Source organism: Streptomyces sp. NPDC057099 (assembly GCF_042671245.1).
GTDB classification, from domain to species: Bacteria; Actinomycetota; Actinomycetes; order Streptomycetales; family Streptomycetaceae; genus Streptomyces; species Streptomyces purpurascens.
Genome location: NZ_JBHUTX010000008.1, coordinates 190,582 through 205,243, shown reverse-complemented (window position 1 = coordinate 205,243; position 14,662 = coordinate 190,582). Strand labels below are relative to the sequence as shown.

Genomic DNA, 14,662 nt, shown 5'->3' with positions numbered 1-14,662 from the left:
CCGGCGGGCTTCGATGGCGGGCCGCTCGGCGACATGATCGTTCTCGCCGGGCGTGGACGACGTCGGGTGCCGTGACCGGGCCGGCCTCGGCCATTCGAAAGGGTGATGCGGCCGGTGGGGCGCGTCCCGCCCGGGCGAGAAAGGCCGCCCTTCCTCGCCTCAGCCCCCCGAGCTCTCCCGCACGATGAGCCGGTGCCCGGCCACATGGTCGCCGGGCGGCGCGGTGTCCGGGGCGTCGATCCGGGCCAGCAGCTGGGCGACGGCGGCCCTGGCGATCTCTTGCTTGTCCGGGGCGACGGTCGTCAGGGTGGGGACGCTGAAGCGGGAGGCCTCGATGTCGTCGAAGCCGACCACGTCGAGCTCGCCCGGCACGGAACGGCCCAGCTCGTGCAGGGCCCGCAGGGCGCCCAGGGCGAGATGGTCGTTCAGGCACAGCAGCGCGTCCGGGCGGGGATCGCGTTCCATCAGCGCGACGGCGGCCCGCGCGCCGTCCTGCCAGTGATAGGCGTCCACCCGCACCACCAGGCCGGGCTCGAAGGGCAGGCCCGCCGCTTCGAGGGCCTCGCGGTGCCCGTCGGTGCGCAGCCGGTCGGTGCCCTGGCGGCCGTGCAGGGCGCCGCCGACCACCGCGATGCGCCGGCGGCCCCGGGACAGGAGGTGCTCGGTGGCCTCGCGCGCCGCGCGCACGTTGTCGATGCCGACATGGTCGGTGCCGCCCTCGGCGGAGCGCTCGCCGAGCAGCACCACGGGCAGGCGCCGGTCGCGGACGGCGAGATCGCGCGGCTGCAGGGAGAGCGGACTGAGGATGACGCCGTCGGAGAACTGCGCGTCGAAACCGTGCAGCGCCGCCAGCTCCCGCTCGCGCACCGCCCCGGTCTGGTGCAGCAGCACGGTGTGCCCGCGCCGGTCGGCCTCGGCCATGACGTGCTTGGCGAGCTCGGCGAAGTAGGCGACGTCCAGCTCCGGGACCGCCAGGGTGATCATGCCGGTGCGGCCCTGGCGCAGTTGCCGCCCGGCGATGTTGACGCGGTATCCCAGGGCGTCGATGGCCTCCTGGACGGCGGCGCGGGTCCGCTCCGAGACATGCTCGAAGTTGTTGATCACGTTGGAGACGGTCTTGGGGGAGACGCCGGCGTACTCCGCCACGTCCTTGATCCTGGGTCTGGCCGCCACGCTGCCCCGTCCTTCCGACTGCCGAGATCGTACCGACTCCGCTCACCGGGCCGTCCGACGGGTTTACATCGATGTAAACCCATGGTGCCATGAGCACCGACCGGCACACGCGACACGAGGAGCCCCATGGACGTGCCCCGCCCCGAGTATCCGAGGCCGCAGTTCGTCCGTGACGCCTGGCTGAACCTCAACGGCGCGTGGCAGTTCGAGATCGACCGGTCGGACACCGGCCTGGAACGCGGACTGGCGACACGCGAACTCACCGGCACGATCGTCGTCCCCTTCTGCCCGGAGTCGGAGCTCTCCGGGGTCGGGGACACGGACTTCATGGAAGCGGTCTGGTACCGGCGGACCGTGACCGTGCCCGCGGACTGGGCCGGCGCCCGGGTGCTGCTGCACTTCGGGGCCGTGGACCACGACACCACCGTCTGGGCCGACGGCCGTGAAGTCGCCCGGCACCGCGGCGGCTTCACACCGTTCACCGCCGACCTCGGCGAAGTCGCCGTCCCCGGCGAGGAACTGACCATCGTCGTACGGGCCCGGGACAGCCGCCACGGCGTCCAGGCGCGCGGCAAGCAGGCGACCTGGTACGCCAACTCCCACTGCCACTACACCCGGACGACGGGAATCTGGCAGACCGTGTGGCTGGAGCCGGTCCCGCGCACCGTCGCCCTCCGGCGCCCCCGCATCACGCCCGACCTGGCCTCGGGCTCCTTCTTCCTGGAACTCCCGCTCTCCGCCAACGCGCCCGGCCACCGCGTCCGTGCCACGCTCGCCGACGGCCACGGGGACGTCGTCGCCGCCGAGGTACGCGCCGACCTCGACCTGTGCCCCCGGCTCGTCCTGCCCGTGCCCGCCGACCGGCTGCGCGTCTGGTCACCGCGGGATCCACACCTCTACGACCTGACCCTGGAGGTCCTCGACGCCTCCGGCGCGATGGTCGACACGGCACACTCCTACGCCGGTCTGCGCTCGGTCGCCGTCCACGGCAAGCGGCTGCTGCTGAACGGCGAACCCGTCTTCCAGCGGCTCGTCCTCGACCAGGGCTACTACCCGGACGGCCTGATGACCGCCCCGACCGACGCCGACCTCGTCCGGGACATCGAGCTGGGCCTACGGGCGGGCTTCAACGGCGCCCGTCTGCACCAGAAGGTCTTCGAGGAGCGCTACCTCCACCACGCCGACCGGCTCGGCTATCTGGTCTGGGGCGAGTTCGGCGACTGGGGCTGCGAGACCGGCGTACGCGACGACAACCAGAGCCCCGACGCCTCCTACGTCACCCAGTGGCTGGAGGCCCTGGAGCGCGACCACTCCCACCCCTCGATCGTCGGCTGGTGCCCGCTGAACGAGACGTACCAGCCGCTGCACGACCGTGTCACCGGGCTCGACGACGTCACCCGGGCGATGTTCCTGGCCACCAAGCAGGCCGACGCCACCCGCCCGGTGATCGACGCGTCCGGCTACGCCCACCGGGTGCCGGAGACCGACGTCTACGACTCGCACTGCTACGAGCAGGACCCCGACGTCTTCGCCAGGACGATGGAGGGTCTGGCTCAGGACCGGCCGTATGTCAACCAGGCGCCGGACGGGCGGCCGTGGTCGGTGCCCTACCGTGGACAGCCGTACTTCTGCAGCGAGTTCGGTGGCATCTGGTGGGACCCGGACGCGGCGGCCGGCACGGATGGCGACGACCAGGACACCTCCTGGGGTTACGGACAACGGCCGTGCAGTGCCGAGGAGTTCGTCGCGCGCTTCACCGGACTGACCGGGGTACTGCTCGACGACCCGGACATGTTCGGCTACTGCTACACCCAGCTCACCGACGTCTTCCAGGAACGCAACGGCGTCTACCGCTTCGACCGCTCCGAGAAAGCCGACACCACACTCCTGCGTGACGCCCAGACCCGCCCGGCCGCCTTCGAGGACGTGCCACGGCATCCGTGACTACAACGATGCAAGGAGAAACCGCACATGCGCTTACGATCCCGAAGTTCACTGTTCGCCGTCCTCCTGGCCCTGCTGCCGGGGCTCACCGCCGTCCCGTCCGCGGTCGGCCGCGACGCCGGGCCGAAGGCCGCCGCGGGCACGTTCCGCAACCCGCTCAACCCCGGCCCCGACCCGTACGTCTCGTACTGGAAGGGCAACTACCACCTCACCACCACCCAGGGCGACAGCATCCGCATGTGGCGCTCGCCCTCGCTGAGCACCCTGCTCACCTCGGACCCGGTGACCGTGTGGAAGGACAGCGACACCTCCCGCAACCGCAACATCTGGGCGCCGGAGTTCTACCGCTTCGGCGACCGCTGGTACCTCTACTACACGGCCGACGACGGGGTCGACGAACACCACCGGCTGTACGTCCTGGAGTCCGAGCGGGACGACCCGGCGGGCCCGTACCGCTTCAAGGCGAAGCTCACCCCGCCCAACCACGCCGACAAGTACGCGATCGACCCGGGCGTGTTCCAGCACAACGGCCGCCTTTACCTCGCCTACGCCGGGCTCAACCGGTACCAGCACAACGGCCTCAACATCGCCCCGATGTCCAACCCCTACACCGTCTCCGGTGACGCCGTCCCCCTCGACGCCGCCGGCGGCTGCCCCGAGGTGCGTGAGGGGCCGGAGTTCCTCCACCGCAACGGCCGTACCTGGATGACGTATTCGACCTGCGACACCGGCAAGCCGGACTACCAGGTCTGGATGATGTCCCTGCGCGACGGCGCCGACCCGCTCGTGCCCGGCAACTGGACCCAGCACTCGGGGCCGGTGTTCTCGCGCGCCGACGACCGAGGTGTGTACGGCCCCGGCCACCACGCCTTCTTCCGCTCGCCCGACGGCACCGAGGACTGGCTCGTCTACCACGCCAAGACGACCTCGACGAACACCTACACCGACCGCACGACCCGCGCCCAGAAGATCACCTGGAACGCGGACGGCAGCCCTGACCTCGGCCGCCCGCTCGCCCTCGGGGCCACCCAGGACCTGCCCTCCGGCGACCCCGGATCCGGCACGTACTGGATCAACGACGACGGCCGCTCCAGCGGCGCCGGAAGCGTGGCCTACACGGGCGACTGGAACTCCGGCACCGGCTGCGCCACCCAGTGCTTCTGGAGCGACGACCACTGGAGCGACCGGGCCGGCGCCACCGCCACCCTCACCTTCACCGGGACCCGCATCGCCCTGTTGTCCGTCCGCGACACCGGCAACGGCATCGCCGGGATCAGCGTCGACGGCGGAGCCGAGCAGCGCGTCGACTTCCACGGCGCGATCCGCACCGGCGAGAAGCTGCAGTACGTCAGCCCCAAGCTGCCCCACGGGCGGCACACCCTGCGGATCCGGGTCACCGGGGAGCACAACGCCCAGTCCCGGGGCGCGTTCGTGAGCGTGGACCGGGCGGAGGTGTACACGAACTGACGGACGGCCGAGGAGGGTCGGGGAGCCGGGTCAGCCCAGGTAGACCGGGAACTTCAAGGCCAGGTCGCCGAGTTCGGCCCGCTCCGCCTCCGTGAGCGCCCGCCTCCCGGTGCCCACCAGCAGCGCGTCCCGGTCGGTGAACGACGCGGGGAACGCGCTCCCCGCGATCCGCTCCAGCAGCTCGCGGGAGCGGGTGAGCCCCTCCGCCGGCGGCTGCTCCGCGTCCGGGAGGTGCGCGATCAGGTCGAGGTGGTGCAGCGTCCACTCCAGGACGTACGCCGAGAGATAGTCCGCCACGGTGAGGACCTCGTCGCGGGTGCCGACCCGGCCGGCCGGGTCGGCGAGCCGGGCGGCACGGCCGGCGGCGGAGCCGACGTCGTCCAAGTGGAACGTGAGCAGATGCGGATCCTCGTACGCGGCGGCGAGCCGGACGGTCAGCGCGTCGAGCGGGTCGTCACCGGTCGGCGGCCTGTCGGCGAGCTCCCAGTAGGTCACCGCGTCACGGGTCGGCTCCAGGTCGGACGGGGTGGCGAGGGTGATCAGGACGTCCTGGGCGTCGATGACGAGATGGCACACCAGGTCCCGCACCAGCCAGCCGGTACAGCCGGACGGCCGGGCGAAGTCCTCGTCGGCCAGGTCGGCGACCGCCGCGCGCAACGCCGTCCAGGAGCGTGAGAAGAGATCCACCTCGGCACCGTAGTGCGGTGCGGCGCGGGCGGACAAACGCATTTCGGGCGGTTGGTACGCCCTCGTGCCAACTCGTGAACCCTGCCCTCGAGTTCATAGGCGCAGGACTCTGGCGACCTCAAGAATTCCTGGGCTACCGTCGGTAACACCCCTGGTTGCCACAGGGGCCTCTCCCGACCCCTGCGCACCTCCTCCGGAAGGCGGCCCATGGAACACCCGTCAGAACCCGCCGCGTTCACCCGCCGCCGTGCCCTGACCGTCGCGGGCGGTGTGCTCGCCGGTGCCGCGCTCGCGCAGGCGACGTTCCCGGCCTTCGCGGCCGGAGCCGGAGCGTCGGACGCGGACGCCATCGTCATCGGCCACGGCCTCGCCGGGCTCGTCGCCACCGCCGAACTGGCCGCCGCCGGACGCAAGGTGCTGCTGCTCGACCAGGAGCCGGAGGCCGGTCTGGGCGGGCAGGCCTTCTGGTCCTTCGGCGGGCTGTTCTTCGTCGATTCCTCTGAGCAGCGGCTCATGGGCATCAAGGACTCGAAGGAACTGGCCTGGCAGGACTGGCTGGGCACGGCCGGCTTCGACCGTGGCATCACCGACCCGTCGGGCCAGGACCACTGGGCCCACAAGTGGGCCGAGGCGTACGTGGACTTCGCCTCGGGGGAGAAGCACTCCTGGCTCGCGGGGCTCGGGATGCAGTGGTTCCCGATCGTCGGCTGGGCCGAGCGCGGCGGTGGCCTCGCGGACGGGCACGGCAACTCCGTACCCCGCTTCCACGTCACCTGGGGCACCGGGCCCGCCGTGGTCGAGCCCTTCGAGAAGAAGGTGCGCGCCGCCGTCGAGGACGGCAAGGTGACGTTCAGGTTCCGCCACCGGGTGGACGACCTGATCGTCACGAACGGAGCCGTCACCGGCGTACGCGGAAAGGTCCTGGAGCCCAGCAGCGCGGCCCGCGGCAAGCCCAGCTCCCGCAAGGTCGTGGGCGACTTCGAACTGAACGCCCCCGTCGTGATCGTCACCTCGGGCGGCATCGGCGCCAACCACGACCTCGTCCGGCAGAACTGGCCCGCGCGCCTCGGCAAGCCCCCGAAGTCCATGATCACGGGCGTGCCCGCGCACGTGGACGGCCGGATGCTCGCGATCACCGAGAAGGCGGGCGGACGGATCGTCAACCCCGACCGCATGTGGCACTACACCGAGGGCCTGAAGAACTACGACCCGATCTGGCCCGACCACGGCATCCGCATCCTGCCCGGCCCGTCCTCCATGTGGTTCGACGCCACGGGCAAGCGCTTCTCCAGCCCCGACATCCCGGGCTACGACACGCTCCACACCCTCAAGTCGATCACCGACACCGGATACGACTACTCCTGGTTCGTCACGACCCAGAAGATCATCGCCAAGGAGTTCGCGCTCTCCGGCTCGGAGCAGAACCCGGACCTCACCGAGAAGAACGTCTGGAAGCTGCTGTCGCGCATCTGGCAGACCCCCGAGCCGATCGAGCGGTTCAAGGAGAAGGGCGAGGACTTCGTCGTCGCCACGACCCTGCCCGAACTCGTCGCCGGCATGAACAAACTGACGGGGGACGACCTGATCGACCTGGCCGGCCTGCAACGGCAGATCGAGGCCCGCGACCGCGAGATCGCCAACCCGTACACCAAGGACGCCCAGGTCATGGGCATCCGCAACGCCCTCGCCTACCCCGGCGACACCCTCAGCCGCACCGCCTCCGCCCACCGGATCCTGGACACCAGCGCAGGGCCGCTGATCGCCGTACGTCTCAACATCCTCACCCGCAAGACCCTCGGCGGCCTCCAGACCGACCTCTCCGGCCGCGTCCTGAACGCCTCCGGCAAGCCGATCAGCGGTCTGTACGCGGCCGGCGAGGTCGCCGGCTTCGGCGGCGGCGGCGTCCACGGCTACCGCTCCCTCGAAGGCACCTTCCTGGGCGGCTGCCTGTTCTCGGGCCGCGCGGCGGGCCGGGCGGCGGCGGCCGCGACGGCGACCTGACCCGACCGGGGGCGGGCCATGCCCGGCCCGCCCCCGGCCGCGAGCGTCAGGCGAGTCCGGGCCGCTCCCCGTCCAGTTCGGCGCGGACGGTCCGGGCCGCCGAGACCAGGTTCTCCAGGGACGCGCGGGTCTCGGTCCAGCCGCGGGTCTTCAGGCCGCAGTCGGGGTTGACCCACAGCCGCTCGGCGGGGATGGCCTGCAGGCCGGTGCGCAGCAGGTCGGCCGCCTCCTGTGCGCCCGGAACCCGCGGGGAGTGGATGTCGTAGACACCCGGCCCCGCCTCGCGCGGATAGCCGTGCGAGGCGAGTTCGCGGGCGACCTGCATATGGGAGCGGGCGGCCTCCAGGCTGATGACGTCCGCGTCGAGGTCGTCGATGGCCTGCACGATGTCGCCGAACTCGGCGTAGCACATGTGCGTGTGGATCTGCGTGTCCGGCCGCACCCCGGCCGTGCTGAGCCGGAAGGCCTCCGTGGCCCACGCCAGATACTCCGGCCGGTCGGCGGCACGCAGCGGCAGTGTCTCGCGCAGGGCGGGCTCGTCGACCTGGATGACCGACGTCCCGGCCGTCTCCAGGTCTCCCACCTCGTCGCGCAGGGCGAGGGCGACCTGCCGGGCCGTCTCGGCGAGCGGCTGGTCGTCGCGGACGAAGGACCAGGCGAGCATGGTGACCGGCCCGGTGAGCATGCCCTTGACCGGACGGTCCGTGAGGGACTGCGCGTACGTCGTCCAGCGCACGGTCATCGGCTCGGGGCGGGAGATGTCGCCGGCCAGGATCGGCGGGCGGACGTAGCGGGTGCCGTAGGACTGGACCCAGCCGTGCTGCGTGGCGAGGTAGCCGGTGAGCTGCTCGGCGAAGTACTGGACCATGTCGTTGCGTTCGGCCTCGCCGTGCACCAGGACGTCCAGACCGGCCTTCTCCTGGAAGGAGATCACCTCCTGGATCTCGGCCTTGATGCGCTCCTCGTAGCCGGCCGTGTCGATACGGCCCGACCGCAGGTCCGCCCGGGCGGTACGCACCTCACCGGTCTGCGGGAAGGAGCCGATCGTGGTCGTCGGCAGCAGGGGCAGACCGAGCCGGGCGCGCTGGGCGGCGGTTCGCTCGGCGTACGGCAGCGAGCGGCGGGCGTCCGCCCCGGACACCGCGGCCGTGCGGGCGCGGACCGCCGGGTCGCGGGTGATCGGGGAGTTCGCCCGGGAGGACAGGTCCGCCCGGTTCGCGGCGAGTTGCGCGCCGATCGTGTCGGTGCCCTGCGCGAGACCGCGCGCGAGGGTGACGATCTCGGCGGTCTTCTGCCGCGCGAAGGCGAGCCAGCGCAGGACCTGCGGCTCGATGTCCCGCTCCGCCCCCGTGTCCAGCGGCACGTGCAGGAGGGAGCAGGAGGCCGAGACGTCGACCCGGTCGGCCAGGCCGAGGAGCGTGCCGAGCCGGGAGAGCGAGGCCGCCAGGTCGTTGATCCAGATGTTGCGGCCGTTGACCACACCGGCGACCAGCCGCTTGCCCGGCAGACCGCCCACCGCCGCCAGATCGTCCAGGTTGGCCGCCGCCGACTCCGTGAAGTCCACCGCGAGTCCCTCGACCGGCGCCTTCGCCAGTACCGGCAGGGCGTTCCCGAGCCGGTCGAAGTACGAGGCCACCAGCAGCTTCGACCGGTCGGTGAGGGCTCCGAGGTCGCGGTAGGCACGCTCGGCGGCGTTCAGCTCGGCCGGGGTCCGGTCCTGGACCAGGGCAGGCTCGTCCAGCTGGACCCACTCGGCGCCCGCCGCGCGCAGGTCGGCGAGGACCTCTGCGTACACGGGCAGCAGCCGGTCCAGGAGCGTGAGCGGCTCGAAGTCGGCGGGCACACCCGGAGCGGGCTTGGCGAGAAGCAGATACGTGACGGGGCCGACGAGGACGGGGCGCGCGGTGTGGCCGAGCGCCAGCGCCTCGCGCAGCTCGGCGACCTGCTTGGCGGAGTCGGCGGTGAAGACCGTGTCCGGACCCAGCTCGGGCACCAGGTAGTGGTAGTTCGTGTCGAACCACTTGGTCATCTCCAGTGGCGCCACGTCCTGCGTGCCACGCGCCATGGCGAAGCAGCCGTCCAGGGCGTCCGCCGCGACGGCCTCCCGGTGACGGTCGGGGATCGCGCCGACCATGACGGTGGTGTCCAGGACGTGGTCGTAGAACGAGAAGTCGCCCGTCGGGACCTCGTCGATGCCGGCGTCGGCCAGCTGCCGCCAGTTCGAGGCGCGCAGGTCGGCGGCGGTGGCCCGGAGGGCGTCGGCGGTGACGCGGCCCTTCCAGTAGCCCTCGATCGCCTTCTTCAGTTCCCTGTTCTGTCCCTGGCGGGGGTAGCCGTACACGGTGGCCCGTGCTGCCGCGGCTGCGGGCTTGGTGGTCACGGAGATCTCCTTCGCGAGACGAATCCCTGAGATCCCGGCGACGGGACGAGAGCGCGAAGGGGTGACGAACCCGACGGAGTCGACCTCGCGCGGCACAGCGCGGTCGTTCGCCTGGTAAGTACGCCGACCCGCCCTCGAGGTCACCGGAATGTCCGCGCACGGATCGTCCGCGCGCGGGCAGTTGGCAGGTCTTCGGACTCGCGGGCACGTTCTCACCATGTGAGAACACCTACTGGCCGTCGCTTCCCGGGCCCTGCGTGGACCCAGTGCGTATGACGGCGGTCGTTCCCGCTCACCGCTGCGGGGCAGTCCCGGATTCCCACCGGGTTCCCTCTTGCGACGCATCCCGCCTGGCTGACGGGGCGAACCAGCTGCACCGCCAGCCTATACACGGTCAGGCCGCGGAAGCGACCCTCAGCCGCCGCTCACCGGCCGCCCCGCCGCCAGCGCGGCCAGCTCCTCCGGGGTGCGCGGACCGGGCGCCGACCCGGTCAACAGCCCCTGCGCGCGCAGGAGGTCCGCGGCGGCGGCACCCCACGGCAACCGCAGTCCCGCCTGCCGGAGGAGATCGGTCCGGGCCAGCGCCGTGGGCGCGGGGGCGAGGTGCACACCGTCCGGGGTGAGGAGCGCCGCGTCGTCGGCCCAGCGCAGGGCGAGATCGACGTCGTGGGTGGCCATCACCACCGTGGTGCCGCTCGCCCGCAGCCCGTCGAGCGTGGCCAGGAGCCGTTCCTGGCCGTCGGGGTCGAGTCCGGCCGTCGGCTCGTCGAGGATCAGGACACGGGGCCGCATGGCGACCGCGCCCGCGATGGCGGTCCGCTTGCGCTGCCCGTAGGAGAGCAGATGGGTGGGCCGGTCGGCCAGGGCGCCGATGTCCAGGGCGGCGAGCGACTCCGCCACCCGCGCCCGTACCTCCGTGTCGGACAGCCCGAGGTTCAGCGGCCCGAACGACACGTCCTGCTCGACGGACGCCGCGAACAGCTGGTCGTCAGGGTCCTGCACCACGAGCTGGACGGTCGTCCGCAGCCGGGTCAGGCCCTTGCGGTCGTACGTCACCGGCTGCCCGTCGACCGTCAACCGCCCCTCGTGCGGCCGCAGTCCGCCGCTGAGCAGCCGCATCAGCGTGGTCTTGCCGCTGCCGTTGCGGCCGAGCAGCGCGAGCGCCCGCCCCTCGCGGATCTCGAAGTCGAGGCCGCTGAGCACGGCCGGGCCGTCCTCGTAGGCGAAGGACGCGCCCCGCAGGGCGACGAGGGCGGGCTCGCTCATGTCAGCGGCCTTTCCAGTACGAAGGTGAGGACGGCCAGTGCCGCGAGGAGCGCGCAACTGGCGACCGTGAAGCGGACGGAGACGCGGGCCTCGGGCACCAGGACACGCAGGGTCCCGTCGTAGCCGCGCCCGGCGAGACCCGCCTGGAGGCGGGCCGCCCGGTCGAAGGCCCGGACGAACGCGGTCGCGCCGAGCCCGCCCAGCGAACGCCAGGCGGCGGCCCGCGTGGTGTGCCCGAGCCGGGCTGCCTGCGCGTCACGGATCCGGCGCACGGAGTCAAGCAGCAGAAAGCTCATGCGGTACGTCACGAGCGCGACATCGACGACCGGCGCCGGGACGCCGGCCCGGACCAGGCGCGGCAGCAGGTCGGACATGGGTGTGGTGAAGGCGAACAGCAGCACCCCGAGGGAGGCCGCCGAGGTGCGCAGCAGCAACTCCCCGGCCCGCAGCGGCCCGTCGTCCGCGAGGGAGACGAAGCCCTCCGGCCCGCCGACCTGGACGAGCAGTGTGAGGGCACCGGTCACGCAGAAGCCCAGCGGCACCCGGTAGGCCCGCCACAGCCTGCGGCCGGGTACCCCGGCCGGCCCCAGCAGCAGGGACACGGCCGTCACCAGCACCAGGGCGGCGCCCGGCCAGGGCGGCAGCGAGATGGCCAGTACGGTGAGTCCCAGACCGAGCACGGCCTTGTCCACGGGATGGCGGTGGCGCCAGCGACTGCTGTGCGCCGCCGCGTCGATCGGCAGCACGCGGCTCAGGCCCTTTCGGCCGTGGACTCCTCGGGATCGCGTTCCCGCGCCTGCTGCTCACCCTGGCGCCGGCCCCGGCGCAGGCCGAAGTAGTAGGCGAGGACACCGGCACCCAGCGCCGCCTGCAGGGCGAACAGGGCCGATTCGATCTCACCCGACGGCGGCTCGTACAGCGGCGAGAACCAGGGCTTGTAGTCCGGGTCGATCTCGGTGATCGCCGTCTCGGCCTGCGCGTCGGCGCCCGTGAACGGCTCCTCCTTGTGGTCGCCGAGGCCGAGCGCGAGCGGCAGTACGGCGAGCGCGGCCACGGCGATCAGCAGCAGGAGGTTGATCTTCGTGTTCTTCTTCATCGGGCCGCCACCTCGGTCTCGGTCCCGGACTGCTTCTTGGCGAGGAGCACGCCCAGCCGGGTCAGTTCGCCCTTGCTGGACTGCACCAGCAGCCGCATCACGAGCACGGTCAGCAGCCCCTCGCTCACCGCGAGCGGGATCTGGGTGACGGCGAAGATGGTGCCGAACTTGCCGAGCGCGCCCACGAACCCGCTGCCCGGGTCGGGGAAGGCGAGCGCCAGCTGAACGCTGGTGACGCAGTACGTGGACAGGTCGGCGAAGAACGCCCCGAAGAAGACCGCGACCATCAGCGGCACGCCGTACCGCCGCAGCAGCTTGTACACGGCGTATCCGGCCCAAGGCCCGACGATCGCCATGGAGAAGACGTTGGCGCCCAGCGTGGTCAGACCGCCGTGCGCGAGCAGCAGCGCCTGGAAGAGCAGGGTGATGGTGCCCAGCACCGCCATGATGGGTGGCCGGAAGAGGATGGCTCCCAGACCCGTTCCGGTGGGGTGGGAGCAACTGCCGGTGACCGACGGCAGTTTCAGGGCGGACAGAACGAACGTGAAGGCACCGGAGGCACCGAGGAGCAGGGTGCTCTCGGGGTGCTCGCGCACCTCACGGGTGAGCGACCGGACCCCGTGGACGACGAACGGCGCCGACGCGACGCCCCAGGCGACCGCGTGTGCCGGCGGCAGAAAACCCTCGGCTATGTGCATGGCTCAGCAGACCCTCTCCAGCACCTCGTGGATGGTTGACGCGCCTTGGCCGGTCTCCTGGCTTACGGGTACCACCGCCCGTGCTCCGCCTTCCCGGGTTCCGAAGAACCCAGTGGCTGCCCGTGAGGGCTGGAGCCGGACTTCCCGATTCACAGTGGCGAGGGCCGCACCGGCATCACACCGGCTTTCCCGTTCACCAAGGCGTGGTGACAGTAATGCCGAGATAAGGACGATGACAAGCCACCCGAGGGGGCGCGCGAGGGGGCGACCGCTCGCACACCGGCGCAGGGCCGCTCAGTCGTCGCCCCCCGTCGTCATCGTCGTCGCCGTTCTCCCAGGTCTGACGGGGCTGCTCCTGCCGGGGTTTGTCCGCCTTTCGCGGTGCGTCGGCCGTCTCCTGGGCCGGAGTCGTGGGGCTGGGCGTCGCTTCGACGGGGATCGGGGAAGCGGGTGCGCTGGTGGACGGGGTGATATCGGCCACTGTGCCGGCGGCCGGAACGGTGGCGTCCGGAGCCGTGTCCGCCGCCGGAGCGGAGGAGAGCGGCGAGGCGGAGCCGGCGGACGGCGTGGCGACGGGGCTGCTCGCGGAGGGGGACGCGTCGGGTTCCGTGCCCTCCGTCGCGGTGTCGTCGGGCGAGAACCACAGCATGCCGGCGAGCATCGCGGCGGCGAAGAGCGCCGCCGCGGCGACCGTGGCGGCCGCTTTGCGCCGGTTGTCGTTGCCGCCCCGGGGCGCGGCGCGACGCGAACGACCGGCCTGGGGCGTGCGGCCGGTGCGCAGCCCCGGGGCGCCGGGCAGCGCGTACGTGGCCGGGTTGCGGGTCTCGGCGGCCGGATACGGCCTCGGCGTGGCGGACGTCACCGGGGGCGCGGCCTCCGGCAGCGGCTCGGACAGTCCCCGCCAGGCGCCGCCGGCGAACCACTCGGCGGTCCGCTGGGCGGTGGGCCGGTCCTCGGGCTGCTTGGCGAGCAGGCCGAGCAGGTAGTTCTCGAAGGCCGGCGGGAGTCCGGCGACACCGAGCTCGCGGGGCGGTACGGGCGCGGAATCGAGGTGCTGGTGGAGGAGCGCGACGGCGGTGTCGGCCTGGAACGGCGGCCGTCCGCTGAGGAGTTGGTAGAGCAGACACCCCAGGGAGTACATGTCGGAGGCGGGACCGGCGGGCTGGCCCAGGGCGCGTTCGGGCGCGAGGTAGAGGCCGGTGCCGACGATCTGGCCGGTGGCGGTGAGCGCGGCGCCGGGGTCGTCGAGGAAGCGGGCGATGCCGAAGTCGCCGATCTTCAGGGTGCCGTGGGCGTCCAGCAGGAGGTTGGCGGGTTTGACGTCGCGGTGGACGATGCCCTGCGCGTGTGCGGCGGCGAGCCCGGCGGCGGCCTGCGCGGCGAGATCGGCGACCCGCTCGGCGGGCAGCGCGCCGGAGACGGCCAGCACCCCGGCGAGGCTGTCGCCCTCGACCAGTTCCATCACCAGGTACAGCCGGTTGTCGTACTCGCCGAAGTCCAGGACCCCGACCAGATGGGGGTGGTTGAGACGCCCGGCGGTCTGGGCCTCCAGACGGAACCGGGAGGCCGCCGTGACATCGGTGTCCTGGGGCAGCAGCAGCTTGACGGCCACCGCTCTGGCGAGCGTCTCGTCGTACGCGCGCCAGACCTCTCCCATTCCACCGCGCCCGATCTCAACATCCAGCCGGTAGCGGCCCGCTAGCAGCACTCGTCCTCGTCTCATGCGTGGGGGAAGGTACGTCACCGCATGCCGAACTCCCCGTTTTGACGCGGGGGTTGGTGGGGAACGTCGCAGCCGACCCAGGATACTGGCGCCGCGTGGCCAATGATCTCCGCGGCGGTGGAGAGGGACGGTACGGTCCCGGAAATCCGGGAGCGGAGGAGTCGCACGGCGGGGTGACGGTGCGGTGCGCGCGGTTGCCGGGGTGCCCTTCGCGCGCCCAGGGCGCC

Annotated in this window: 11 protein-coding genes and 2 riboswitches; of the genes, 3 read left to right on the top strand and 8 right to left on the bottom strand. The window is 72.1% G+C overall.

The window, feature by feature from the left end; translation table 11 throughout:
• Positions 1 to 159: 159 nt before the first annotated feature.
• Entirely contained in the window at positions 160 to 1,173 is a 1,014-nt protein-coding gene (locus ACFT4A_RS14400) for a LacI family DNA-binding transcriptional regulator (RefSeq protein ID WP_382829536.1), read from the bottom strand.
• A 126-nt stretch (positions 1,174 to 1,299) separates the two neighbouring features.
• Here ACFT4A_RS14400 and ACFT4A_RS14395 point away from each other — a divergent pair, with 126 nt between their 5' ends.
• Both ACFT4A_RS14395 and ACFT4A_RS14390 read left to right on the top strand, forming a co-directional pair.
• The gene (locus tag ACFT4A_RS14395; RefSeq protein WP_382829533.1) at positions 1,300 to 3,117 is read left to right on the top strand and encodes a glycoside hydrolase family 2 protein; all 1,818 of its coding nucleotides are present in this window, start codon (positions 1,300 to 1,302) and stop codon (positions 3,115 to 3,117) included.
• Positions 3,118 to 3,144: 27 nt separating this feature from the next.
• A complete protein-coding gene (locus ACFT4A_RS14390) occupies positions 3,145 to 4,584 on the top strand; it encodes a glycoside hydrolase family 43 protein (protein ID WP_382829530.1) in 1,440 nt (479 codons plus the stop codon).
• 30 nt (positions 4,585 to 4,614) lie between these two features.
• Here the strand turns inward: ACFT4A_RS14390 and ACFT4A_RS14385 are convergent, their stop codons facing one another.
• On the bottom strand, positions 4,615 to 5,271 hold the full coding sequence (locus tag ACFT4A_RS14385; RefSeq protein WP_382829529.1) for a maleylpyruvate isomerase N-terminal domain-containing protein: 657 nt from the start codon (positions 5,269 to 5,271) through the stop codon (positions 4,615 to 4,617).
• Between the two features lie 207 nt (positions 5,272 to 5,478).
• Here ACFT4A_RS14385 and ACFT4A_RS14380 point away from each other — a divergent pair, with 207 nt between their 5' ends.
• Positions 5,479 to 7,272 (top strand): FAD-binding dehydrogenase, encoded by a 1,794-nt coding sequence (locus ACFT4A_RS14380; RefSeq protein ID WP_382829526.1) that lies wholly within the window; start codon positions 5,479 to 5,481, stop codon positions 7,270 to 7,272.
• Between the two features lie 46 nt (positions 7,273 to 7,318).
• On the opposite strand, the gene metE is transcribed toward ACFT4A_RS14380, so the two are convergent.
• The 6 genes from metE to ACFT4A_RS14350 all read right to left on the bottom strand — a co-directional run bounded on the left by metE (position 7,319) and on the right by ACFT4A_RS14350 (position 14,435).
• A complete protein-coding gene (gene metE / locus ACFT4A_RS14375) occupies positions 7,319 to 9,652 on the bottom strand; it encodes a 5-methyltetrahydropteroyltriglutamate--homocysteine S-methyltransferase (protein ID WP_382829524.1) in 2,334 nt (777 codons plus the stop codon).
• A gap of 165 nt (positions 9,653 to 9,817) precedes the next feature.
• A riboswitch (cobalamin riboswitch) is annotated at positions 9,818 to 10,039 on the bottom strand.
• Between the two features lie 27 nt (positions 10,040 to 10,066).
• Positions 10,067 to 10,918, bottom strand: a complete 852-nt coding sequence (locus tag ACFT4A_RS14370; protein WP_382829521.1) for an energy-coupling factor ABC transporter ATP-binding protein — start codon at positions 10,916 to 10,918, stop codon at positions 10,067 to 10,069.
• A complete protein-coding gene (cbiQ, locus tag ACFT4A_RS14365) occupies positions 10,915 to 11,664 on the bottom strand; it encodes a cobalt ECF transporter T component CbiQ (protein ID WP_382829518.1) in 750 nt (249 codons plus the stop codon). The genes ACFT4A_RS14370 and cbiQ overlap by 4 nt, the downstream gene beginning before the upstream one ends.
• 5 nt (positions 11,665 to 11,669) lie before the next feature.
• Entirely contained in the window at positions 11,670 to 12,014 is a 345-nt protein-coding gene (locus ACFT4A_RS14360; protein WP_382829515.1) for an energy-coupling factor ABC transporter substrate-binding protein, read from the bottom strand.
• Positions 12,011 to 12,712 (bottom strand): energy-coupling factor ABC transporter permease, encoded by a 702-nt coding sequence (locus ACFT4A_RS14355; RefSeq protein ID WP_382829512.1) that lies wholly within the window; start codon positions 12,710 to 12,712, stop codon positions 12,011 to 12,013. The genes ACFT4A_RS14360 and ACFT4A_RS14355 overlap by 4 nt, the downstream gene beginning before the upstream one ends.
• 29 nt (positions 12,713 to 12,741) lie before the next feature.
• Positions 12,742 to 12,950: riboswitch (cobalamin riboswitch) on the bottom strand.
• Positions 12,906 to 14,435 carry a protein kinase gene (locus ACFT4A_RS14350; RefSeq protein WP_382829509.1) on the bottom strand — a complete coding sequence of 510 codons (1,530 nt, stop codon included), beginning with the start codon at positions 14,433 to 14,435 and terminating at the stop codon, positions 12,906 to 12,908. It overlaps the preceding riboswitch by 45 nt.
• Positions 14,436 to 14,662 lie beyond the last annotated feature (227 nt).

What these genes read in the sequence shown, in the direction of transcription:
- ACFT4A_RS14355 (WP_382829512.1), bottom strand. Translation starts at nt 12,712, where the DNA reads ATGCACATAGCCGAGGGTTTTCTGCCGCCGGCACACGCGGTCGCCTGG.
- ACFT4A_RS14380 (WP_382829526.1), top strand. Translation starts at nt 5,479, where the DNA reads ATGGAACACCCGTCAGAACCCGCCGCGTTCACCCGCCGCCGTGCCCTG.
- ACFT4A_RS14390 (WP_382829530.1), top strand. Translation starts at nt 3,145, where the DNA reads ATGCGCTTACGATCCCGAAGTTCACTGTTCGCCGTCCTCCTGGCCCTG.
- ACFT4A_RS14360 (WP_382829515.1), bottom strand. Translation starts at nt 12,014, where the DNA reads ATGAAGAAGAACACGAAGATCAACCTCCTGCTGCTGATCGCCGTGGCC.
- ACFT4A_RS14350 (WP_382829509.1), bottom strand. Translation starts at nt 14,435, where the DNA reads ATGAGACGAGGACGAGTGCTGCTAGCGGGCCGCTACCGGCTGGATGTT.
- ACFT4A_RS14395 (WP_382829533.1), top strand. Translation starts at nt 1,300, where the DNA reads ATGGACGTGCCCCGCCCCGAGTATCCGAGGCCGCAGTTCGTCCGTGAC.
- ACFT4A_RS14370 (WP_382829521.1), bottom strand. Translation starts at nt 10,918, where the DNA reads ATGAGCGAGCCCGCCCTCGTCGCCCTGCGGGGCGCGTCCTTCGCCTAC.